Raw genomic sequence first — 24,796 nt, 5'->3', positions numbered from 1 at the left:
TTCAAAGCTGTTATGACCTTATAGCGGCATGAATAAGAACCACATATTTTAAGATGACAAAATTATTTTTATTTCAGGAAAGCTAAACCCCTTACAGGAGGCTTCTGAACGCCAGGCAACCGTAAGCATGACATGCCCCAAATGAAAGTTTTGATAAGCAAATGTTCCAATTAAAGGATGACTACACAATCCGCCATTATGTACTGGATGAACGAAAGTATTTAACTCATTTAAATTTAAGCGCACGCCCAGTCCCGCAGCTTTCAATACTGCTTCTTTGGTGGTCCAGACTTTGAACCAATATTCTGACTCATGTTGCGATTCGTTCCAGTATTTTAATTCATCAGGATGAAATGCATGATTCGCCAGCGCTTCAAATCTAACCTTGCGATCCAGATCTTCAATATCCACCCCGATATCAGGCATAGTATGACTGGTGGCTAAAGCATAATTTTTTTGGCTATGACTATGATTAAAATAAAATTCAGGAAAATTAATTAAATACGGTTTACCATATTCAGTAGTCGTCAACTGCTCTTGCTGAATCGTGACCTGCAATTGCTCGGAAAGTAATTGATTGCGAAAGTGATGGATTTGCTGTTTTTGCAACTGAATTTTGCTCTTGCGATCAAGTACATGATCCAAATGAACGATCTGCTCCAGTGCATTTACTTCTAACCGTATCCGTCTGCTCACCAAGATCACCTGTCAAAAATAGAAGTATATTTTAAAAGAAAAAAGCCCAAAGATCACTTTGGGCTTTTTGAATACCATTTAAAGCTGGTCTTTAACCACGTTTAAATTTCTTCTCGGCTTTCTTAAACTTCTGAACATAACGACGCTTACGTGCTGCAGTACGTTCATCAAGCTGAGATTTACGCCCTTCAAACGGGTTTTCTGAGGTTTTAAACTCAATTTTCACCGGTGTACCTTCAAGCTTGTACACTTTACGGAACACGTTTTCCAGATAACGGCGATAATCCGCAGGGGTTTTATCCACCTTGTTCCCATGAATGACAATCGTCGGCGGGTTCTGACCACCAATATGTGCATAACGCATTTTGATGGCACGACCTTGAACTTTCGGTGGATGATGTGCATCGGTTGCATCATTCAAAATTTGCGTGATTTTTGCCGGTGACACTTTCAGATGTGAAGAATCATAAGCTCGGTGAATTGATGGATAAAGATCACCGACACCCGTACCATGCAGTGCAGAGATCAAGTGAATCTTCGCCCAAGGAATAAAGTCAAAGCGTCGTTCCACATCCAGCTTGCATTGCTTACGATCATACTCGGACATGTTGTCCCATTTGTTGATCGCAATCACCATCGCACGACCGGCTTCAATCGCATAACCAATTAAATGCAAATCTTGCTCGACAATCCCTTCACGCGCATCGACAACAATCACTACAACATGTGCATCTTTCATGGCCTGTAAAGTTTTCACAATCGAGAATTTCTCGATCATTTCATCAACTTTACCTTTACGACGTACACCGGCAGTATCAATCAGGGTGTACTTACGGCCATCACGTTCGAATGGAATATAAATCGAGTCACGTGTTGTACCAGGCTGGTCAAATGCCACCACACGTTCTTCACCTAGAAGACGGTTGACCAGTGTCGATTTACCCACGTTTGGACGACCAATAATTGCCAGACGCAAGCCTGTGTCACGGTCATGTTCATCAAGGTTTTCATCTTCAGGCACATCTTGCAATACTTCTTCAAGCATTTGCTGTACGCCACGGCCATGACTGGCAGCAACTTGTAGTGGCTCACCCATACCCAGTTTGTAGAATTCACCCAGTGCAGCTTCAGCATGTACACCATCTACTTTATTGGCAACCAGGAAGACTTTTTTGCCCAAGGTACGCAAATCACGTGCAATCTGCTCATCAGATGCCAGCAATCCGGCACGCGCGTCTACCACAAAGATGATTATGTCGGCTTCATGAATGGCTGTTTTGGACTGTTCAGCCATGTAGGAGTCAATTCCACCTTCAGTTTCACCAATACCGCCAGTATCGACAACGATGAATGATTTATTTTGATATGTCGCATCGCCATACTTACGGTCACGGGTCAGACCGGCAAAGTCAGCAACAAGCGCATCACGGCTCTTGGTGATCTGGTTAAACAACGTTGATTTTCCGACGTTCGGACGACCAATGAGCGCAATTACGGGTTTCATAGATTAACCTTTATTCAAGATCAGCCAGTAGGTCTGGTCTGAACAATCAGAAACAATGGAAGAAATAATTAGCCAAAAATAAATAAAACACGGGGCATTGAACACTCAATCCCCCGTGTAAAAAAAATACGGTTAGCTTAGTTTAACATAAGGCTGAAAAAAAATTTAACGGTTCTGCCAAATGCTTAAAGCCCCCTTACGGGTCGCTACATAAAGTTGGTTATCAATTACACGCAGGGTACGCACTTCACCACTGGTTTTTGAACGACCAATCAGCTGGCCTGTAGCCGGATCAATGAGATGCAATACGCCATCCAGATCACCCACCACCAGATCCTGACCCAGAATTACCGGATTGCTGAGCTGGCGATTCAGTAAACTGTCATTTTGCCACAATTGTTCACCGGCGGTCAGTGAATAAGCGGTAATTTTTCCATCGGCTTGAGCCACATAAACGGTGTTATTAAAGACTTCCGGGCGTTGGATACTGCTGGCATCTTCGCTCCACACCACTTGTTGGCTCGCCAGATCCATCACCGTTACCTGTCCTTGGTAGCTGGTTGTTACCAGAAATTGTCCAGCCACAACAGGATCGCCATCCAGATCATTCAGACGCTGAATATCCGAACGTCCATCACTCACAGCAACACGACGCTGCATACGCGGCACACCACTAATGATATCCAGCGCATAAATATAGGCATTGGATGAAGCAATCAGTACAGTACGCGGATCAAGCGCAACCGGTGTCGCAACACCACGCAAGCTAAACTGTACATTCGGCAGATTATAAGTCCAGACTTGCTGACCAGTAGCCAGATCATGCGCATAGACAGTGTCATCATTGCTAACCGTAATGACACGACCGGACTGAATAAGTGACGCAGATAAAATGGCACCCGATAACTGGGCTGTCCACTTTTGCTCACCTGTGGCCTGATCCAGAGCAAATAGTTGACCTTTTTTATTACCGACCACCACCATGCCTTCGGCTGCTTCTATACCCGAGCTTAAGCCCAGCTTAGACACTTTTTTCTGCCACAAGCGTTGTTTGCCCTGATAGGCAGCAACTTCACCATTTGGATCGACAGCAAAAATCACGCCGTTATCGGCATCTAAGCGTAAACGTAACGGGTCTGCTTTGGTGGTCGAAGAAACACTTTGAGAAAATACGGGAACAAGAGTCTTTGCTTGCACCAATTTAGGCAATGGATTTGGTTTAACCTCTTCAACCTTGATTTTATTGGTCGAACAACCGGCAAGTGCAAATGTTAAAATTGTTAGTGCAAACGGTATTTTGTATTTTCTATCCATTACGACTCATCCACTTGTGTTTCTAAAATTGGGCGTTCAACATCAGGATCATCAACTAAAACGCCAACACTTTCGAGTTTAATTTGTAAAATTTGACGTTCTTGCTTACGTTTAAGTAACGCATCCCATGCGCTCATATACGATTTTTTAGCATTTTCGATATCATTTTTAGCCACATAGACATCACCGCGTGCTTCATCAGCAGTTGCCTTAAAGGCAGAATCGGTCACTGCAGCCAGTGTTTTAATGGCATCGTCATATTTTTTTTGTGCCAGCTGGGCATAAGCCAAACGCAGCTTAACCACCTGTACCAGACCGACATCATCCACTTTTGAATTTTCAACTTTTTTCAAGGCACGTTCTGCATGTGCATAATCGGCTTTGTCATAAGCCAGTTTGGCCATTAACAATTGAGTTTGAATGGCCTGCACAGAATCCGGAGCTTCTTTAACAATTTTGTCCGCAGTTGCAGATAAGGCATTAAATGCATTGGCATCGCCTGAGACACTTTTTGCATCATCCATCAACTGTTGAACCTTGGCTGTTTCCATTTGAGACTCAGCCAGGTTGTTCTTCTGCCAATATTCCCATCCGAAAAAGGCAATCAACGCAATTAAAATTCCGCTCATCATGGCAGAACCATATTTTTTAGCAAAAGATTTTAAGCTATCAAGTTGTTCTGCATCACTCAATGCGTTCATGGGATTACCTTTTCCTTATGTTATTCGGCTTATTTTGAAGAAAATTTTTCAATGATAAATGGCACAAAGTCAGTCACTGCAATTTCAGTCTGTTCTGCTGTTGCCAGTTCCTTGACCAGAATGTGCTGCGCTTCAGCTTCACGCTGACCAAAGATTAAAGCATAAACAGCACCCGCCTGATCGGCTTTTTTCATCTGAGATTTCATTGAACCTTGTGAACCGGTTTTTAAACGGATACGGCTATTGGCTGCTTCAAGCTGGTCACGGATCTGTTCGGCAAGCACCAAGGCTTGACCTTGAGTTGCAGGGTCTGAAACCAGGAACATTTCACAGTCACGCACGGGCGTATTGTCTTCCACCTGTTCAAGTAGCAGCAACAAACGCTCCATACCCATGGCAAAACCAACGGCGGGTACTGATTGATCAGCCTTGCCTTTCAATTGCCCCACCAGACCATCATAACGGCCACCGGCACATACGGTGCCTTGTGAACCTAAATGCGTCGTAGTCCATTCAAAGACTGTTTTGTTATAGTAGTCCAGACCACGTACCAGCTTCTGGTTAATGACAAAGCTTACGCCAGCATCAGTCAAATATTGCTGAAGCTGAGCAAAATGCGCCAAGGTTTCTTCACCCATGAAATCATGCAGTTTCGGCGCATTTTCCAGAATCGACTGTGTCTTCGCATCTTTAGAATCAAGAATACGGAGCGGATTCGTGGTTAAACGGCGCTGAGAATCTTCATCCAGATCGGCTTTATGCGATTCCAGAAATTCAACCAGTGCTGCACGGTATGCTGCACGCTCATCCGACTCACCTAAAGTGTTGAGTTCAAGTTGAACTTTGTCCGCCACACCCATACGTTTCCACAAACGTGCCGTCATCAGAATCAATTCAGCATCCTGATCTGGCGTTGCCACACCAAACGTTTCCACACCAAACTGGTGGAACTGGCGGTAACGGCCTTTTTGCGGTTTTTCATAACGGAACATTGGCCCGATATACCACACACGTGGAGTGGCGCCGCGAAGCAAGTTATGCTCAAGCATGGCACGTACACAGCCTACAGTGCCTTCTGGACGCAGCGTCAAAGACTCAGGTGGATTACCTTTGTCCAGAAAAGTGTACATTTCTTTTTCGACGATATCGGTTGCATCACCAATTGAACGCTTGAACAGATTGGTCTGCTCAACCATCGGCAAACGGATTTGCTGGTAACCATAAGCATCCATAAGTGATGCTAAATGTTGCTCAAGACGTCTCCACGCAGGCGTTTGCGTTGGAAGAATGTCATTAAAACCTTTGATTGCGACAATTGAACTCATGATCTACTCAGAAAAACCTGTGCGAATAATCTCTTTGGATTTAGCTTCTTCAAGCTCGGAAACACGTTGACGAACCATAGATTCGATTTCATCAACCAATTGATTGGTATCGATTAAATGGCTTTTCTCGCCATTACGATACACCAGTGAACGCGGACTTGCACCTACTACGCCAATATCGGCTTCTTTGGCTTCACCCGGACCATTCACTTTACAGCCAATCACGGATACATCCATTGGAGTACGAATATCTTCCAGACGTTCTTCCAGTGCCTGCATCACTTTAATCACGTTAAATTCCTGGCGTGAACAGCTTGGGCAGGCAATGAAGTTAATGCCGTTAGAACGAAGACCCAGTGATTTTAAAATATCAAAACCGATCTTGATTTCTTCTTCAGGCTCGGCCGCCAGCGAAATACGCATGGTATCGCCAATGCCTTCCATCAGTAGACCACCTAAAGCAATCGCCGACTTCACTGAACCGGTACGGTAGATACCCGCTTCGGTCACGCCTAAATGCAGTGGATTATCAATCTGTTGAGATAAAAGACGATATGCATCCATAGTCAGGAATACGTTCGAAGCTTTCACCGACACTTTAAACTCATGGAAGTCTAAGCGGTCTAAAATATCGATATGACGCATGGCCGATTCAAGCAGTGCCTGACCGGTTGGTTCGCCATATTTTTTCTGGATATCTTTTTCCAGTGAACCGGCATTCACCCCGATCCGCATAGAAATGTCATGATGTTTCGCCGCAGCCACCACTTCACGAATTTTTGCTTCCGAGCCAATATTGCCCGGATTAATCCGTAAACAGTCTGCACCCGCATCCGCCACTGCTAAAGCAATTTTATAGTCGAAGTGAATGTCAGCCACCAGCGGAACATTCACCTGCTTACGAATTTCACCGAATGCTGCCGCTGCTTCCATACTAGGTACGGAAACACGCATGATATCGGCACCAGCATCCACACAACGCTGAATTTGTGCAACAGTTGCAGCAACATCACAGGTTTCGGTATTGGTCATACTCTGGATGCTGATTGGAGCATCACCACCTACATACACAGAACCGACACGAATTTTACGAGTGGGACGGCGCTTAATCGGATTTTCAATCATTGCTATCGCTCTATTCTTGACTCATTAACGTGACAAACGGAAATCTGCTTTTCCGTTGACGGTATAAGGTGACAATGCAATATTTTCATTGTTTAACTTCAACGTTACCGCTGCTGCATCATCCAGACGAATCTGGAAAGGGGTTTCACCATTCAGCTTCAAGGTAGATGCCTGACGGCCTGTTGCCAACACTTTACCCGTTGAATCTACAATATGCACAGAAGTTGGCTGGCTAAACTCTAACTCAAGCTGGTCGCCCGAAACCACAGTCGAGTTATCCAGATTCAGCACCTGCACATCGGATTCGGCAGGTGCTGCTTCAGGGCTCTGGGCATCTTTGCTGGATGACCAGTTTTGTATCGCCATCACAACAGCAGCGATGACAACCAATGCCACCAAAGCAAGTAGAATACGTTTTAACCATTTCTTGTTACGATCACGATTAGAACCCGGTAGCTTACCCATGATTTTAATTGGTGAATTGTTTAAGGCATGATTGGGCAACAATCCTGTATCATTTTGATAAATTTCATCAAAACGTTGAATGATAGAACTTGCATCCACCTTCAGGTACTTCGCATAGGTACGATAATAACCCTTAATAAAGGTAGCTTCTGGCAAAGCCTTATAATCATCTTGTTCTAAAGCAGTCAAAGTCTTTATAGGGATATTTAAATCTTTGACAACTTCACTTAATTCACGCTTTTGTGCAATTCGAACTTGACGTAAGTACTCGCCTGGACGCTGAACATTTCCTAACGCAGTGGGTACTACGCTTGAACCATTCGATTGCGGTGAATTAGGATTTACTTCCATACGGCCTCAGTACTGTACTGTAATTGCAGATAACGTTGGTATTCCGGACTCTCGGGGAAAAGCGCGCGCAACTGATTGACAAGCACCTGTGTTCCCATTGGGTCGCTATTTGCCCGCGCAATTCGGATACCAATCCAAAGCGCACGCGCACCTTGATTCTTTTGACCGACACTGCGCACAAACTGTTCATACAATTGTGTTGCAGCGGCGGTCTGCTGTTTGAGATAAAAAATTTCTGACAACTCTAACATTGAAACATAAGAGTCACGATTTACTTGCAGAGCCTGTTTGAATGTTTTTTCAGCATTCACCATATCGCCTTGCTTTAAATAAATCCGTCCCGCATTTTCCAATGCTCTGTAGCGTTGTTCATAGCCCAACGTAGTTCCGGCCACATTGAGTTGTTCAAGCGCGTCATTATAACGCTCAATTTGATACAAATAAGTACCGTAGTTGTTACGCGCTTGTGCATTTTTCGGATCAGCAGAAATTGCGCGCTTAAAATAGCTCTCTGCTTTGTCCATGCTGATTTTACTGCCCTCTTGTTGCAGTAAAACCCCCATCATCATATTTGCTGTTGAATCACGTGAATCTACTTCCAGTGCCTGATCCAAAGTACGTTTTGCTGAATCCAGGTCACCCGACTTAATATATTCTGCCGCCAATTGAGTGCGAACTTTCACTGCCTTCTCAGGATCTTTTTTCCCGATTGTTGCTGGTGTCTGACACCCGGCAACAAAAATCGCGGACATACAAATTGTTGTAATAAAAGCTAATTTATATGTGGGCTTTCTCAATTGACATCCCCTTTATTATCCTTGAGTGCGCAGAATCTCATTCTGCTGCGCCACTTTCTTTTTCCACTGTTCCGCACGACGGGTACGGTCAGCCACTTGTCCAACCAACTGTCCACACGCGGCATCAATATCATCACCACGCGTCTGACGAATCGTACACACAAAACCGGCATCAGACAAAGTTTTTTGGAAAGAAATAATCCGGTTACGGCTGGAACGCCCATAGGGTGCATGCGGGAACGGATTAAATGGAATCAGGTTAATTTTGCTGGGTAAATTTTTAAGCAGCTTAATCATTTGCTGAGCATGTTCAGGATGGTCATTTACGCCATCCAGCATCACATATTCAATGGTCACGTGTTTACGTGAACTTTCATTACCATCTTTGGCAATATAGCGCTGACAGGCTGCAATCAACTGCTCTAAAGGATATTTTTTATTGATCGGCACCAGCTCGTTACGCAGCTCATCATTGGTGGCATGCAATGAAATCGCCAAGGCGACATCAATATCTTGCGCCAACTGGTCAATTTTTGGCACCACGCCCGAAGTCGACAAGGTCACACGGCGTTTAGACATGCCATATGCAAAATCATCGAGCATGATACGCATTGAATTCAGCACGGCATCGTAGTTCAATAATGGCTCACCCATGCCCATCATCACCACATTGGTCACAGAACGCTCACGCTCTGCCACAGGCACATCTTCCATATAGGAATAATTTGCCATCCACAGCTGACCAATGATCTCAGCCTGGCTTAAATCACGCTGGAAACCCTGTTTGCCGGTAGAACAGAATGAACAGTCCAGTGCACAGCCGACCTGTGAAGAAATACACAAGGTTTTACGTGAACCGGTTTTGTCTTCTGCCGGAATCAGCACGGTTTCAACCAGAGAACCATCTCCATCCCCGACACGGAACACCCACTTACGGGTACCGTCTTTAGAATAGTTTTTATGCACCACTTCCGGGGCTTTAATTTCACAAATCTTTTCCAATTTTTCACGCAGTTTGCCGGAAATATTGGTCATTTCAGCAAAATCTGTTACGAAAAATTGGTGAATCCATTTCATCACCTGCCCGGCACGGAATTTCTTTTCTCCCATATCTTCGAAGAATTTTTCCATTTGCGGACGTGACATGCCAAGTAAGTTCACTTTTTCCACAGAATTTTGCTGCGTCGGAGCGGATGGAGATGGTTGCTGTGCATCAGAAATTGCTGATGTAGCGACTACTTCAGTACTCATGTGTATTACCTAAACCATGCCTAAAGATGAAAGGAGAAGCTCAATATCTGAGCAGAGAATTATTCAGAGAATAAAAAAACCAGATAAGTATAATAACACTTATCTGGCTTGAATACTGCGTATTAACGAGTACGTGGAGCAATCTCAGTTTGCGCGAAGAAATAGTTAATTTCGCGGTCAGCAGATGCTACAGAGTCAGAACCGTGAGCAGCGTTTTCATCGATGCTTACAGCGAAGTCTGCACGGATTGTACCAGGAGCAGCTTCTTTAGGGTTAGTTGCGCCAAGGATTTCACGGTGAGCAAGAACTGCGTTTTCGCCTTCAAGAACTGAAACAACAACTGGACCAGAAGTCATGAACGCAACTAAATCACCAAAGAAACCACGTTCTTTGTGCTCAGCATAGAAGCCTTCAGCTTCAGCTTGAGTCAAGTGTTTCATTTTAGTTGCAACGATTTGAAGACCAGCTTTTTCGAAACGAGCAAAGATGTCGCCGATGTGGTTTTTAGCAACTGCGTCTGGTTTAACGATAGATAAAGTACGTTCAATAGCCATTGATTGGCTCCTTAAGTCAATTGTTGACATGAAAATTTGCCGCATTATACCGAATAATGGGCTTTTTTCTGCTTTTGATATGTAAAAAAATTGCTTTTTTCGATGTAGCGCTTAACGCACTTCATCAATCCAGGCCATTTGAATTCCTTCCAGCAAACCTTCAGTCGATTTGGTTGGGTCATCGCTAAAGTCTGGTAACGCGCATACCCAGGCATGCAAATCGGTAAAACGAATCCATTGCGGATCAACATCCGGATGTGCTTCAGAAAGCTCAATCGCAATATCAATAGTATCTGTCCAACGCAAACCCATGGCTATTCCTAATATATTCAAATCAGTGGCAATACTTTAGCAAATTTTGGAAAATCGCGTGATTTTCCTGATTGATCAGCATGCATTTTTATAACATGATATTAAAAAAAGGCGCACTCTCAATAATGCCACCGGCAATCACGACACCAATCAATGCGCCTACCAGCACGTCACTCGGATAATGTAGCCCCAATACCATCCGCGATATCGCCACCAGAATGGTAAAAGGCAACATCAAAATCAATAGCATGGGCTGAATATAACCCATGACCGTACTGGCCATGACAGCATGCAGGGTATGACCAGAAGGAAAACTGAAATGGTCGAGCGGCGGTTCTTGCAATCGAATCACCTGATGTACTTGATAAGGTCGAGGACGTACCGTTTTTTGTTTTAAGATTTTATAAATTACGGTACCTATAGATCCGCTAACCAGCAGATATAACACTTGTACAATATAAAATACCCCTTCCAGCACCCATAGACTGGCCAGCATAATGAACCAGAACAAACCATTGCCAAAACGGCTGATTATTTTAAAAAAGTGGGCTACCGTATGTGAATGTGAAAAATTATTCAAATACAAGCAACCTTTTAAATCCAGATCCAACATCGTTATTTTTGCTTTTTTTAAATCCATGATGATGCTCCTTTAAGCTGTCGCTTAAAATTTAGGATGTCATTGCTGTCTCCATCGCTACCGTATACAGTGCTTGCTCAAACTGTTGCACTGGATATTGCCAACCTATATGTTGCACGGCCTTTCGAGCTTCCAGTCCCATATGTTTCAATTGCTGATTGCTCGGCAAGCGATAAATTGACTGCATAAAACCTGTCTTATCACCCAAAGAACTCAACCAACCTGTCAAGCCGTGTTTAACATGCAAATGTGCACAGGCATAATTATAGGCAATCACTGGCAAACCGCTTGCCATGGCCTCCAGCACCACATTGCCAAAGGTTTCAACCTGACTGGCAAATACGAAAACATTTGCACTTGCATAAGCTTGGGCAAGTTTCTGACCTGATAAATTTCCTGTAAAAATAACATTATGTCCTTGACATAATGTTTCGAGACGACCACGCTCCGGACCATCCCCAACAACCACCAGTTTGATATCCGGGTTATTTTTCTTCATGGAGAGATAGGCTTGAACCAGAACATCTATCTCCTTTTCAGGTGACAACCGTCCCACATAAAGCATGACCTGAGTACTCGGTGTTGCCTGCCATTGTTGACGTAAAATGCTGGAGTAATGTTGGGGTGAAAAATGCGTAACATCCACGCCACGCCCCACCACAACCAAAGGACAACAAATGCCAAATTCTCTTAAAATATATTCCGTATCTTTACTGGGAATACAGGTCAGTTGTGTATTGTTATGAAACCAACGTAAATAACGCTGAATGGGCTTAATTAAAAAGGCTAAATCGAAATAGCGACTAAATTCTTGAAAAGGTGAATGGAAAGCACTTGAAACAGGTATGCCCTTTGTCTTCGCTGCCTGCAAAACGCTTAATCCCAATGGTCCTTCTGTAACAATATGCACAACATTTGGTGCAAACTGATCCAATGCCTGAGAGACTTTTAAAAATTGTGGCCAACCAAATTGCAAGCTTGGATATTGAGGAATAGCCTGGGCTTTGACTAAACACTGCTGATTTGGCGAAAATTGATCACACAGCTGCTTTTGTTCCGGCCGAATCAGTAAAATTTTATGGCCCTGTTTCTGCAAACCCTTGCAGAGTTGCAATAGAGACAGTGCCACGCCATTAATTTCCGGAGACCAGGTTTCTGTCACAATGGCAATTTTCAGCCGTGGGCGAATTAACCCATTGAGTGTCGCTGTATCATCAAAAATGCGGTCTTGCTTATTTTTTTTAAAATAAAATTGGAAATTTTCTGGAAAATTTTGTTGTCTTAGCAGGTTGCTCGCATACAAATTTGCCATACAGCACCTATATCGTTATTTTTGATTTAGCTTAGATGTTAATTCTTTCAGTTTGATGATTTTTAGATGACTGTTTATTGAAACGTTGTATAACGCTAACAGCCAATAAAAAACACGCTCCTCTTCCAAAGCCAGCTATTTTAAACAGCTCTTTTCAATTTTACGTTCAATTACAGCCCAGTCCTTCACTAGCATACAAAATAATTAAAATAATAGGTTTACGTATATTACATCGCTATATATGCCAACTGGCGTACGTATAGAAGGCTGTTCTTCCAATCGTACCGCAATGACATATTTACTATCTTTTGAATTTCCCGACTGAGAAAGAGGCACATTCCATTGATTTCTCACAGGACCCGAAATATTCATTCGGGTTTTCAAGCGGTAAGTACCATTTGATACATAACTCGAACCATCCGAGCTACGCAAATTTTGACTGCTAAATTTAATTGCATAGGACTGGTCACAAAAGACTTTAAAGGAAGTTGCAGCAAAACTATGATAATAATCTGCCAAATGCATGACCGGTTCTGATATAGCATTTAAATAGCATTGTCCCGCATAAGCGAAAGCACAATTTGCATAGAGTAAAATGATCATGATAATTTTTTTCATTGTAATAACCCTTTCTAGCGACAAATAACATCCATAACTGACTGCTCTAGCGTTTTTTGGTTCTGATTTGACACCTCAAAAGTACCCTGACATGTCTCGCCACCCTTGGCTTTCGCTAAAAACCGATATTTATTCGGTTTTAATCCATATAAATACACCCTACCCTGGGCATCCACAGGGAAATACTGGCTCTCTTCACCATTGATATATACTTCGCTTGTACGAGGCATCTGTTGATTATTTTGATCCAATAAACGCAAAATGACTTGTTGGGTATGATATACAGGAAAATCTAGAATATAGCCCCGTTGATTTAAGCCAATCATTTTTTGGCTCGAATAATCAAAAGCATCTTCAATTGCTAACTGATTTTGGTCAAACGAAATATCATAGGGCACATAAGGAATAATATTATGTACAAACACATAGCCATTTTTATTGGTGCTTCCTACAGGAGATAATGACCTTGCAACATCAATGTCTGGAGAATCCTGAACTTTAACTAAAGCGAATGCATTATCAACAGATTTTGTTAATGCTACTTTTCCACCCAACCAGACAATAGCCCCGCGATAAATCACCTGATTATTTTCATATTCATCAGATTGGTCCAATTGAACACGTAAATCACCTACATTTGATTTTAATAAACCCGCAGCTTGATAAGCTAAATTTCCACGACGCTGATTTGCCCCCAAAACATAATCAAACCCAGTTTGTGCTGGAGATGCTTTAACAAATTGCACCCTTGTTTCATTATCTGTTGAATGTGAGAAGTAAGCATTCTTGTTATTACCTAAGCTATAGTTTAAAGATAAATATGCACCAGAATTTTTATCACCAGCAAACTCTTTAAAACCTGAAATACTGAATGAAAGATTTGAACGCAGCATTTTAGAAATGCTTAGATTTAATATACGGCTATCTGAAATATTAAAATTATCATTTTCATAATAAATTCGTTCTAAATAATTTAAATTAAAATTATTTATTATTGGCAAATCATACATACTGAAATAAAAAATATAATCATATTTTGGAATAAGTACTTCATTGCTATAGCCCAAAGTTTTATAATTATCAGTGGAATACTGCCCACTAAAACCCAAGTAAATATTATTTACAGTACGACTAATCGAGCCACCTACCGAATAGCCAGATCCATCATTACTATCACTTCCTGCAATAAAAGCGTCTAATAATGCATATTTACTAATCGCTTGAGTCCATAATAAACCAAGATTCTTTACTTCTTCACTATATGTAGCATTAAACCCAAGGGTAGTTAAATTACTTATCCCCCGCCTAAAATAGATATTAGAAAAAAATTCCCTATAATCATTACTTTGAAGATCATAGTTATATCTAATCTTACCTAAAGAAATATTATATTCATTTAACTCAGGTTTAAGCAGTTTATTATTAATATATACAGGAAAACTCTGGACTGTTTTATTACCCAAAATATCTTCTACCACTACCTGAGCATCTCCAGATTGTTGAATCAATGCACCAGGCTGTAAAGTATAATTCCCCGGAGTAATTCTTTGTTGAGAAATACTCACCCCATTAATATATAAATCCACAGTTGAGGGTAAAACAGCGCTTCCTTTTAAAGTCGGCATATTCCAATAAATATAGTCAGGCCGATCTGTAAAATTTGTTCCAAAACTTAAACCACCATAACGTACTGAATTAACGAAGGGGTTGGAAATAGTGGTGGTATCACCCACGGTTAAACTTAAAAACTTATCAGGAAAATCTAGATCAAAAGCGGACCTTAGACGAACTATTTTTTCTTGTTTTACCTCTTCTGGTGCCAGAGCCAGTTCATTCTCAGTTAAATTTCGTATAAGCGTAGAATTTTGAAATAACCAATAATCTTTAAACACCCCTAATTCTGCTAATGAATTAAATTGGTCATCCTGTGAAGTCTGCTCATAAAAAAGATCATAATTTAAAAAAGCACCCAAAGCTGCCCTATTAGGCATAATCAATTTTTCTTGATCTATTTCTTTAGCTTGAAAATACTCTGCGGGTACTGTTAGTTTTACTGACTGTACATGTGTATCTATTTCAGCAAGAGCTGGGTTCAGTGAAACCAAACAAAACTCTTTTTTTATGGGATGGACAGGAAAATAATCTCCTTTCAACTCTAAAGCATTTAAAGATTGGCACTCTATATATATTTTTTTATCTTCTTCAAATACTAATGTTTCTATATTTTTATCTATACCATTTAACCAGACGTTACTAAAAAAAACATTGTTCTCCTCTGCATTTACCCGCTGAATAGGTAGGACTATGTTTAAAAATATACATGGCAAAAACAATATGATTTTTTGCATAACCCCTCACCCTGACAAATTAAATTCCATCGGCAATTCACTTCTATCTGTTTCAATAATTAACTTATATTTATTGAAATCCCCCAACTTAATCTCACCAAAATTAAATTTTTGTTGCTGATTATTAAGTAAATATTTCATATCTGTAGTGACTGCAACTTCTTTTTTCTTGTCATCTAGAATGGTTATTTTTTTAATTTGAACATGTGTATTGGTATTATTTTTCACATTTAATGAAAGCTGTGATCCATTATATACCGGGTTAAAATTTAGCTTCACTTTTTCTTGTACCCCTACGAATAGTGGGACAGAAATATTAAACAGGAAATTAACTTTTGACTCTTTTACAGTAGGTGCAATTTCATTAAAAATGATTCGCCAAGTTTCTTCTTTTTTTGGGGCTTGCATTTGAGTAAACCCTACCCGAACAATCTGCTTACTATTGGGTTGTAATACAAAGTTTTTAGGATTAATCACTACGGAATTATCAGGCTCTAGAACATCTTCCCCTTCTGCATTTTGTCCCCATTTAACGGCAGAAACTTCAAATATTTTAGCTTGATCAGAGTCACTATAATCTAATGTAACGGTAGCACTACGCTGTTTTTTAACATCCGATATATATAGTTGAATAGGCGTAATTTTTAGTCCTGCATAAATTGTCTGTGAACATGCCAACACAATAGAAATAGCGAACATCGAAAATAACTTATTCATTTTCCCCTACCTATTATTTTTTATTTTTAAATTTTGATCTTTTTATAGTGAAGTTGGCATCACTATAAAGTGATACCAACTTTTTTTATTTCTAATTAAAAATTAGAATGAAACAGCAATTCGCAATTCTTCAGTATAAGTACCTACTGGTTTAGATACACCAACTTGTGGACTTACAACAGTAACATCATAAGGCGTCCACCCTCCTGGCGTAAATGGTTGACCTGCTGTTGTCGCATTCAAAGGAATAGTGGTTGTACCATTACGTTTGGTGGTAATTGTAACAGGAATTTCATTAGCACCCATTTTAAGTTTAGAACCATTTGCAGTTGTTAAACCAATCTTAAACTGTGCATTTGCCCCAACACGGAAACTGCCCTGTGCAGTATCGCCACCCACTTTATCTTGTAAAGTCAAAGTAGGAGTAAGTACTTGTAGTTCACAATGCGGTTCAACTTTAAGTTTAATATCAATTTTACCACTACAATCTACATCACAACCTGAAGGTGGTGGTGGAGTTGGTATCCCTCTTGCCAAATCATCTTCTGCATACACGCCTGTTGCACAAACGCCAAGTACTAATGCCGCTAATGCAGCTTGGGTCATTTTATTCATGATTTTCTCCATTTCTTTTTTTAAAAGAATATGTGTGTATAGTTATTTTAACGATTACGATGTAACTCTTTTTATTGTGAGTAAGGTTACGTAACCGTTGACCTATCTTATTATCTTTAATTTTAAAAAATGCAAAAATGTTATTATTCACAATACACGACTTTAATGTTTGTTTTTTATTTGTTTTACAACTTTAATTCTATATTTATAATAAGGTTACGATACAAAATAAAATGATACAATTTAGAAATGTTTCCAATTATTTCAAAATAAAAACAATAAAATAATATTCAAAATACATAAAAATAACTAAATCACTAATTTTATTATTATTTTTAAAATCATCTCAACTTACACTAGCTTAAAATAAAGTTACATAATTTACAAAAGTTTGTAAATTACAGCTTATTATTTAAAAAATATGTGATTTTGCAAATTACTGGATAAGTCGGCCACCCATTCTTGTTCGTGGTCTACCACTCATTCCTATTCCAAGTCGGCCACTCAAATTAAAAAAAATAAGCTTTTATTTTTGAGAAAAGATTTTCTCTCTGTACGACCGGCCTAAAATCTCAAGTTCATAAGATCTATGTAAAATCCGATCCATGACTGCATCTGCAATGGTAGGATCTTGAAACTGCTCAAACCATAATTTTTTAGGAACTTGGCTTGTAATTAAAAGTCCACCGCTCTGAGATTGCTTATCGATAATTTCAAGAAAAGCTGGTGCTAATGATTGATTAAATCCACCTAAACCAAAATCATCAATAATAAGCAATTTTGCAGTACATACTTTTTTCTTGAAGTCTTTGATTTCACCTAAAGTGATTGCATTGGCAATTTCATCAAATAAGCTAATCGCATTAAAATACATCGTGCTGTAACTGCGATGACAAGCCTCTGCTCCAAAAGCGCAAGCTAGCCATGATTTTCCTACACCCGTTGAGCCTGAAATAATAAGTCCGCGACCATCATTAATCCATTCACAGCTCGCATAGCGATGAATATCTGCTTTTTTAATTTGCCGTTCCGCTGCATAGTCGATATGTTCTAATCTTGCATTTGGATATCGGAATTTGGCTTGAGAAAATAACCGTTCAATTCTCCGATTTATTCGATCATTCAATTCAGCATCTAGACAATAATCTAAGAACTCTTCAATACTTGCCTCCTGACTGATCATTTGATCCAGTGAGCTTTCTGCTGATCGAAGAAAACCTTTGAGCTTAAGCTGTTCCAGCTTATCTTTTACTGACTTTTTAAGCATGTGCCGTTACTCCTGAATGCTGCAAATAATAATCTGCACCACGAATATTTTGATGTGGCGTTGGTGGACGAGGTTGAATGTCTGACGTTTTCTGAATGAGGAAAGCATTATTCGTGATAATGCTTTCAAGCCGCTTAAGCGTAAAAATCTGGCGTTCCATTGCAAATTGACAAGCGCCTTCCAAACAATGTGATTTTTGTTTATCTACGATCCATTCTCTGAATTTATTTAATGATTTAATATTTTTGGCAAGGTCTCTTTTTTGACTGAGGATATGATTAACATACTGTGAAGTATGTGACCCCATACGATCTGCCCAAAAAATGATTTCGTCTTTGGATAGGCCTTTTTGCGCAAGATGCTCTGGTGACATATGCTCATCTAAACACATATCCTGATGGATCCCCTGATTGATCGTATGCTCAGCTATTTTTTCACGTTCATAAAAAACGTGAATGGCGGATTGCATGATCTTGATATCAACTTGTAAATGCGCATATGTATAGGGAACAGAATATTGGTTAGATTGATACTCAACGCGATAGAACTCACTTACCCGCACCGAACGTTTCCAAGTACACAATTCATATGGGTAAAGAGGTAATGGATTGAGGTCTTTGCCATCCAAAGCCAAGAACTGTTCATAACGACTAATGGTAAATCGGCGAGTCGTTTTACGGTTTATGATATCCATTTTTTGTTGGATTGCTTGGTTGAGTTCGTCAATAGAGAAAAATTTTTGATTGCGTAAAGATGCAAGAACTGAACGCTGAACAATTTGTACACTGACTTCCGCTAGCCCTTTATCCTTTGGATGACGGGGTCGAGTTGGCATAATCGCAAAATCGTAATGCGCAGCAAAATCTTCAAAGTCCTTCTGAAACTCTAAACCCGACTTATTGTTCTTGATCACGGCTGACTTTAAATTGTCAGTGATAATTGTGTCTGGTACACCGCCGATATGCTTAAATGCCTGAATAAAACATTCGAGCCAATGTTCCACTTTTTGGCTCGGAACTGCATAAGCGAACGTATACGCGGATGCCCCTAAAACACCTACAAATACCTGAACATAACTTTTTGATCCATCTAATGGCGATGTGATTTCCATTGTACGACCGCAAAAATCCACTAACAGCGCTTCACCACTTTTAAAACTTTGGCGCATGGATGAATGCCGTTTTTTTTGGAAATTTCTAAATACTTCACAAAAACGTGAATAAGAAAGCCCCTTTGCATATTGAGCAATATATTCTTGCCAAAGTAATTCAAGGGTCATATCACGTTTTTTTAGTTCTTGATTCACATACTCAAAATCTGGATATATTTTTCTTGTTGGGTAGTTAGCGACCCTAGAGATTTCAAAATAGTCGAGCAATTCAAGGTTAGTAAATAAATTAAGTTCACTATTGTGGATTGGAAAAAGTTTTAACTTTTCATAAATCACTTTAACAGAATCTCTGGAAATACTGACTTGTTTAGCCGTTTCCCTTTGACTGTATTCTAAATTGAGCAGTCTGACTGCCTGCCGAATCTTATCGGTTTCGATACGCATAAATTATAGACCTCTTTGGTTCACTTAAAGAGGCAGAAACCACTCATTGAACATTGATAAAAGAATCAATGTTCAATACAATGATCTTGTCTTGACCGCAAAATTAAGACAACTCTTAAAGGCTCATGCACCATCATGAGCCTTTATTTTTTTCTGCCGATGACTGTACTAATCTTTCATTTGTACATTGTCCGAGAATTGCATAAACTTCTTTAAAATAAAGTTAACTTGAGCATTTAAAGATCGCTGTTGGGCATTAGATTCTGCTTGCAGCTGCTTTCTCAGCGATACAGGGATGCGTATTTTTAATTGAGCAAATTCAGTATTGGGGTTCATATCGACCTCAAATAAACCACTATGGTTTAGCAATGATAAACCATAGTGGTTTATTGTCAATATAATGAGGTACTCTAAGATGAGTCTTTTAAGCGATTCTCAAATAAAATTAAGATTACCGACAGAGCTAAAACAAAAAATAGAGGCTGAAGCGCAGGATTCAAAGCGGTCCATGAATGCTGAAGTGGTTGCCCGCTTAGAAAATAGCTTTAATTTTAAAAAGCTGGAAATCGAAGGAAGTGAACAAACTATTTTAGGCCCATACCAGCTCATGGACCGCAAGAAGGAATTGTCAGATCGATTGGTTCATGCGATTCAGTGGTCTAATTACTCAAATGCAAAAGAGCTTAAGTATTCACATATTGCAGAGCGGCTGGGTTATGACACCGCTGAAATCTTCCTCGATTGGGTGCAAGGAAAGCAAGAACCTACATTTTCTCAACTTCGAAGTATTGCAGATTTTTTAAAGCTCAATCAAGACTGGCTGGTTCACGGAGATGGTTATCCAACCCCCAATTCATCATTTGATGCGTCTGGTATTCCAGAACAAGATATTCCTGAATTATTTTTAACTCAAGGAATCACAGATCATGAAATTTTTATGAGCGAAGTTAAGAAAATTCATTTCGTTCGAAATATTTCCCCTGAAGGCGAACTCCTGATCGTTCGTGAATACAAAGACGAGCGAGTAGATGTTCTGCAAACAAGAGCTCATATCTCAACAGTCATTGGCGATGGTGGGCGAAGAATGTTGCAAAATTTTGCACGTTTATGGTGTTATCTTTATAACAGCCCACACCGCAATGCTGTGTATAGTTATTTGCTCAAAGATGAAAAATTTAATCAGCTTCGCAAGCTTTATGTTCATCCTTTATCTATTCTTCGCACGACCCAAACCTCCTTTTGGTGGGAAGAAATATGGAAAAAACAGCCAAGTGCTCATATGGCACAGTTATATCAGGAACAATGGTCAGATTGGCTATCAACGACACATGTGGCAAGTGAGGGTGTCCTGCAGAATGAAAGTTGAAAGTTAAGTGTCTATTGAGGGGTAAAATCTAATGGGAGAAATTGAAAAATAAAATACCATTGAATATATGGTGAGATTTTGTTAATTTCTGCGCAAAATTTAGCATGCAATAAATTTATGTTCAAAAAAAATAGAGTATTAAAAAGCATTTTGCTTTCTTTGAGTGGTTTTGCTGTTACTCCTGTTACATTTGCAGAGACATTTGACCCAGCGATAGATGGTTTGATTCGAAACCAGCAGCGCCAAGCAGAATTAGAAAAAATTATACAACCTGAACGTGATGTAAATTTAGAGGTTGTTCAAAAAAAAGAAGCTGTAAAACTCACAGACATTGAAGATCAGAACTGTTTTGAAATCAAAACAGTTGAACTTCATGGAGAAATGAGGCAGCAATTTGATCACGATGTGCAACAAGCGTTAAAGGATTTAGGCTTTACTTCAGGTTTATGCATGGGTGAGCAGCGAATTAATCTGTTGATGACGCAAGCACAGAACATCATCATTGGCCGAGGCTTTACCACGACACGTATACTGGCTGAACCTCAAAACTTAAGCACAGGTGTATTAAAACTCACCGTCATTCCGGGACTGGTTCGAGAAATCAAACTCGATTTAAGGGATGAGGAAAATACCCGAGCAGGCCGAATTCAATATGCCAAAAATATCTTTCCCATTGAACGTGGCGATATTCTCAATTTACGAGATTTAGAGCAAGGCTTAGAAAACTTAAAAAGGTTGCCTACAGCGGAAACTGATATTCAAATTGTCCCTGCAGATGCGCCCAATCAAAGTGATGTGATCGTCAAATGGAAACAGCGAAAAATTCCAATTCGCGTGACCTTAAGTGCTGATGATGCTGGGAGCCGTCAAACTGGTAAATATCAAGGGAACATTACCGTTTCAGTGGATAACCCTTTATTTAGAAGTGACTTATTTTACGTCACCGTTGGCCGCAACTTAGCAGACCAGCAAGAGATCACGGATCAAAATGGAACCACTGTGAAGAGCGGAACCCATAACTACGCCCTTCATTATTCTGTTCCTTATAAAAACTGGCTGATCAGCGCCAATGCGAGTCGATACAACTACGATCAAGCGGTGGCTGGTGCCAATAATGTTTATAACTATAATGGAGAAAGTCAGACTCAAGATTTAGGTTTGACCCGATTGCTTTATCGGGATGCAAAGCGTAAAACCTCAGCGACCTTGAAAGGCTGGCATCGAGAATCTAAAAGCTATATTGATGATGCCGAACTGACCATACAGCGCAGAGATGTTGCGGGTTGGCAATTCAATCTTGATCATCGTGAATATATTCAATCTGCAGTGCTGGATTTGAGCCTAGGGTATAAGCGCGGCACAGGTGCATTCGATTCATTACCTGCAGTTGAGGAAGCGCTGAACGAAGGTACATCACGGATGAAGATCTGGACGCTGGATGCCAATCTGAATGTTCCGTTCCAATTTGAAAATCAGCAATATAGCTACTCAAGTGCCTTTAGAGCGCAATATAACGACACGCCACTGACCATTCAAGACCGGCTTTCTATTGGTGGAAGGTATACGGTACGCGGTTTTGACGGTGACCTAACCTTAGCAGCAGACCGTGGATTTTACTGGCGCAATGATTTAGCCATGTCTATTTTCCCCACACACCAATTCTATATTGCTTTAGATGCGGGTCATGTCGATGGACAATCAGCAGAATGGCTATTGGGCCAAACCTTAATTGGCGCAGCCATGGGTTTTAGAGGCCAAGTACAGGCAGGCGGCAGCTTTTATTATGACTTTTTTGTAGGCAAGCCGCTGCAGAAACCTGACCACTTCCAAAATTACGATATGAATTATGGGATTAGCCTGAATTACTCATTTTGATTTTGATCATTCAAAATAAAAATATTGAGTCCTTAAAGACATTTGAAAATATTGAAACATTTAAAGCATTGGTAAAAGAGAAATGAATAAGAACTGTTATAAAACGATTTTTAGTCAAACCCGTGGTGAGATGATTGCCGTTGCAGAAAATGCCTCAGCTGCAGGACAAGCCTCAACACAGAATAATAAAGCGGTTGATCTTGAAACAGCAGTCGTTGCTTCTGAAAAAAGTTTAGGTTTAAAAGTTCTTTCATTTTCATTGATGCTGATTACAGGCACTGCCTTGATCAGTGCATCGATCGGTGTATCGCACAGTAATGTTGTTGCAGACCCGAATGCGGCAGGCAATCAGCGCCCAACGATATTGAACAGCGCCAATGGCACAACACAGGTGAATATTCAAACCCCAAGCAAAGCTGGGGTATCGGTGAATCACTACCAGCAATTTGATGTGAATCAGAATGGTGTTATTTTAAATAACAGTCGCCAAAATACTCAAACGCAGCTTGGGGGGTATATTCAAGCCAATCCTTGGCTTGCAGGCGGTGAAGCCAAAGTTATTGTCAATCAGGTCAACAGCAGCAATCCTAGTCACTTAAATGGCTATGTAGAGGTCGGTGGGCGTAAAGCGGATGTGATCATTGCCAACCAAGCTGGGATTAATGTCGATGGCGGCGGTTTTATCAATGCAGGTGGGGTAACTTTAAGTACCGCTAATCCGAATATTCAAAATGGACAAGTCACGGGTTATCAAGTCCGTGACGGAGTGATTAACATCACAGGTCAGGGCTTGGATACCAGTAAAGCCGATTATACCCAACTGCTCAGCCGTGCTGCACAGATTAATGCAGGCGTTTGGGCTAAAGAATTAACGGTGGTTGCTGGACAAAATGATATTGAAGGCAATCCGCAGGCTGGTGCGATACAGGCCGCTTCGGGATCGGCAGGTACTGTGCCACAGTTTGCCATTGATACCAGCAGCTTAGGCGGGATGTATGCGGGCAAAATCAGTTTAATCAGTACCGAACAAGGGGTTGGAATTAACAACGCGGGGCAAGTGTTTGCCTCAGCCGGGCATATTAAAATCAGTGCCAATGGTGAGCTGCAAAATAGCGGTGTAGTCGTTGCAGAAAATAAAGTTGATAGCGCCCCAGCAAGTTTAAATCTTCAAGCAAAAGATTTAAACAATACCGGCAAGATATTAAGTCTGGGCGATCAACGCATTCAGGCTGAAAACGTCAATAATACTGGCCTCATTAATAGCCAAGGTTTGACGCGTATTGATGCCAGTCAAGGCATTCAAAACGTGGGTACAGGTCAAATCTATGGTGACCATATTGCCCTGCAAACCGCGCATCTTCTCAATGCGGAACAACAAACCAGCGAAGGTGTCAAAGCAGGCACGATTGCGGCACGTCAACGCTTAGATATTGCAGGCGGAAAAATTGAAAATAGAGAACAAGCCCTAATCGCCAGTGAAGGTACGCTGACCGTTGGTGGGCAACTGAATGTAAACCATATGGCAGAGGGCTCTGCCGCATCCTTAGATAATGCCAGCGCACGTATTCAATCTGTGGGTGACATGTACCTAGGTTTGGATACATTGACCAACCGAAATTTACACTTCAGTTCAAGTGTTAAAGAAATACCGGAAACCCGCAAAGATGTGACCGCTTATCAAGGTGCTGGAAGCGCTGAAATTCTTGATTCATCGCATATTACAGGTTATGGAGGTCATGACACCATTTATCTGGACGGTCAAAAATATGAAGACTATACCAGATATATCTATAACCAGTACGAAACTAAACATTATGTGGATTCCAGTGCACCTGCGGAGATTATTTCAGGCGGTGCACTGACGCTAAAAGGCCAAAGCCTGACCAATGACAAGAGTCAGATTCTAGCGGCGAAAGGCATCACTATTGAACAAAATGAGGTGAATAATATTGATGCTGAGGGTGAGCATCGTGTGATTAAAAATGGGACATCGCAGTATCACTATGTAGGATGGAACTCTTTAGGTACCAGCAAAAAAAGCGAATGGAATGGTGTTCGTGCCTATAATCCTGCGGACATTGTGACACC

The 24,796-nt window shown here is 40.7% G+C and carries 21 protein-coding genes and 1 pseudogene; 3 read left to right on the top strand and 19 right to left on the bottom strand.

The window, feature by feature from the left end; translation table 11 throughout:
* Positions 1 to 48: 48 nt before the first annotated feature.
* The 19 genes from JFY49_RS02650 to istA all read right to left on the bottom strand — a co-directional run bounded on the left by JFY49_RS02650 (position 49) and on the right by istA (position 19,467).
* Complete coding sequence (locus tag JFY49_RS02650) at positions 49 to 696, bottom strand: 4'-phosphopantetheinyl transferase family protein (protein ID WP_200223619.1); 648 nt, start codon at positions 694 to 696, stop codon at positions 49 to 51.
* A gap of 91 nt (positions 697 to 787) precedes the next feature.
* Positions 788 to 2,200 (bottom strand): ribosome biogenesis GTPase Der, encoded by a 1,413-nt coding sequence (der, locus tag JFY49_RS02645; protein ID WP_166169258.1) that lies wholly within the window; start codon positions 2,198 to 2,200, stop codon positions 788 to 790.
* 165 nt (positions 2,201 to 2,365) lie between these two features.
* Positions 2,366 to 3,514 carry an outer membrane protein assembly factor BamB gene (gene bamB, locus JFY49_RS02640; protein ID WP_200223617.1) on the bottom strand — a complete coding sequence of 383 codons (1,149 nt, stop codon included), beginning with the start codon at positions 3,512 to 3,514 and terminating at the stop codon, positions 2,366 to 2,368.
* Positions 3,514 to 4,215 carry a YfgM family protein gene (locus JFY49_RS02635; RefSeq protein WP_200223616.1) on the bottom strand — a complete coding sequence of 234 codons (702 nt, stop codon included), beginning with the start codon at positions 4,213 to 4,215 and terminating at the stop codon, positions 3,514 to 3,516. The genes bamB and JFY49_RS02635 overlap by 1 nt, the downstream gene beginning before the upstream one ends.
* Before the next feature lie 29 nt (positions 4,216 to 4,244).
* The gene (gene hisS / locus JFY49_RS02630) at positions 4,245 to 5,540 is read right to left on the bottom strand and encodes a histidine--tRNA ligase (protein WP_200223615.1); all 1,296 of its coding nucleotides are present in this window, start codon (positions 5,538 to 5,540) and stop codon (positions 4,245 to 4,247) included.
* 3 nt (positions 5,541 to 5,543) lie between these two features.
* Positions 5,544 to 6,665, bottom strand: a complete 1,122-nt coding sequence (ispG, locus tag JFY49_RS02625; RefSeq protein ID WP_086195369.1) for a flavodoxin-dependent (E)-4-hydroxy-3-methylbut-2-enyl-diphosphate synthase — start codon at positions 6,663 to 6,665, stop codon at positions 5,544 to 5,546.
* 24 nt (positions 6,666 to 6,689) lie between these two features.
* Positions 6,690 to 7,481 carry a helix-turn-helix domain-containing protein gene (locus JFY49_RS02620; protein ID WP_200223613.1) on the bottom strand — a complete coding sequence of 264 codons (792 nt, stop codon included), beginning with the start codon at positions 7,479 to 7,481 and terminating at the stop codon, positions 6,690 to 6,692.
* Complete coding sequence (gene pilW / locus JFY49_RS02615; RefSeq protein ID WP_180044364.1) at positions 7,472 to 8,233, bottom strand: type IV pilus biogenesis/stability protein PilW; 762 nt, start codon at positions 8,231 to 8,233, stop codon at positions 7,472 to 7,474. The genes JFY49_RS02620 and pilW overlap by 10 nt, the downstream gene beginning before the upstream one ends.
* 60 nt (positions 8,234 to 8,293) lie before the next feature.
* A complete protein-coding gene (gene rlmN / locus JFY49_RS02610; protein ID WP_200223612.1) occupies positions 8,294 to 9,529 on the bottom strand; it encodes a 23S rRNA (adenine(2503)-C(2))-methyltransferase RlmN in 1,236 nt (411 codons plus the stop codon).
* A gap of 122 nt (positions 9,530 to 9,651) precedes the next feature.
* Positions 9,652 to 10,083, bottom strand: a complete 432-nt coding sequence (ndk, locus tag JFY49_RS02605; RefSeq protein WP_086195365.1) for a nucleoside-diphosphate kinase — start codon at positions 10,081 to 10,083, stop codon at positions 9,652 to 9,654.
* Between the two features lie 111 nt (positions 10,084 to 10,194).
* Complete coding sequence (gene iscX / locus JFY49_RS02600; protein WP_092819025.1) at positions 10,195 to 10,395, bottom strand: Fe-S cluster assembly protein IscX; 201 nt, start codon at positions 10,393 to 10,395, stop codon at positions 10,195 to 10,197.
* Between the two features lie 88 nt (positions 10,396 to 10,483).
* The gene (locus tag JFY49_RS02595; RefSeq protein WP_200223611.1) at positions 10,484 to 11,035 is read right to left on the bottom strand and encodes a phosphatase PAP2 family protein; all 552 of its coding nucleotides are present in this window, start codon (positions 11,033 to 11,035) and stop codon (positions 10,484 to 10,486) included.
* Positions 11,036 to 11,066: 31 nt separating this feature from the next.
* Positions 11,067 to 12,347 (bottom strand): glycosyltransferase family 4 protein, encoded by a 1,281-nt coding sequence (locus tag JFY49_RS02590; protein ID WP_200223610.1) that lies wholly within the window; start codon positions 12,345 to 12,347, stop codon positions 11,067 to 11,069.
* 204 nt (positions 12,348 to 12,551) lie between these two features.
* Complete coding sequence (locus tag JFY49_RS02585) at positions 12,552 to 12,965, bottom strand: hypothetical protein (protein WP_180044625.1); 414 nt, start codon at positions 12,963 to 12,965, stop codon at positions 12,552 to 12,554.
* Between the two features lie 14 nt (positions 12,966 to 12,979).
* Positions 12,980 to 15,313: a fimbria/pilus outer membrane usher protein gene (locus JFY49_RS02580; RefSeq protein ID WP_200223609.1), complete on the bottom strand. Its 2,334-nt coding sequence runs from the start codon at positions 15,311 to 15,313 to the stop codon at positions 12,980 to 12,982.
* A 6-nt stretch (positions 15,314 to 15,319) separates the two neighbouring features.
* The gene (locus JFY49_RS02575) at positions 15,320 to 16,030 is read right to left on the bottom strand and encodes a molecular chaperone (RefSeq protein WP_200223608.1); all 711 of its coding nucleotides are present in this window, start codon (positions 16,028 to 16,030) and stop codon (positions 15,320 to 15,322) included.
* Between the two features lie 102 nt (positions 16,031 to 16,132).
* Positions 16,133 to 16,645 carry a hypothetical protein gene (locus JFY49_RS02570; protein WP_086195359.1) on the bottom strand — a complete coding sequence of 171 codons (513 nt, stop codon included), beginning with the start codon at positions 16,643 to 16,645 and terminating at the stop codon, positions 16,133 to 16,135.
* A gap of 526 nt (positions 16,646 to 17,171) precedes the next feature.
* Complete coding sequence (gene istB / locus JFY49_RS02565; protein WP_200223475.1) at positions 17,172 to 17,912, bottom strand: IS21-like element helper ATPase IstB; 741 nt, start codon at positions 17,910 to 17,912, stop codon at positions 17,172 to 17,174.
* A complete protein-coding gene (gene istA, locus JFY49_RS02560) occupies positions 17,905 to 19,467 on the bottom strand; it encodes an IS21 family transposase (protein WP_200223474.1) in 1,563 nt (520 codons plus the stop codon). Before istA ends, istB begins: the two co-directional genes overlap by 8 nt.
* A gap of 415 nt (positions 19,468 to 19,882) precedes the next feature.
* Here istA and JFY49_RS02555 point away from each other — a divergent pair, with 415 nt between their 5' ends.
* From JFY49_RS02555 to JFY49_RS17735, 3 genes and pseudogenes are all read left to right on the top strand, one after another.
* Positions 19,883 to 20,833, top strand: coding sequence for an Arc family DNA-binding protein (locus JFY49_RS02555; protein ID WP_200223473.1), 951 nt, complete (start codon positions 19,883 to 19,885; stop codon positions 20,831 to 20,833).
* Positions 20,834 to 20,950: 117 nt separating this feature from the next.
* Entirely contained in the window at positions 20,951 to 22,708 is a 1,758-nt protein-coding gene (locus JFY49_RS02550) for a ShlB/FhaC/HecB family hemolysin secretion/activation protein (protein ID WP_200223607.1), read from the top strand.
* Between the two features lie 82 nt (positions 22,709 to 22,790).
* Positions 22,791 to 23,756 (top strand): annotated as a pseudogene (locus tag JFY49_RS17735) (filamentous hemagglutinin N-terminal domain-containing protein); the annotation flags it as partial.
* Positions 23,757 to 24,796 lie beyond the last annotated feature (1,040 nt).

Origin of the sequence: Acinetobacter sp. CS-2 (genome assembly GCF_016599715.1) — a bacterium.
GTDB lineage: Bacteria > Pseudomonadota > Gammaproteobacteria > Pseudomonadales > Moraxellaceae > Acinetobacter.
This window is presented reverse-complemented; position numbering and strand designations above follow the sequence as displayed.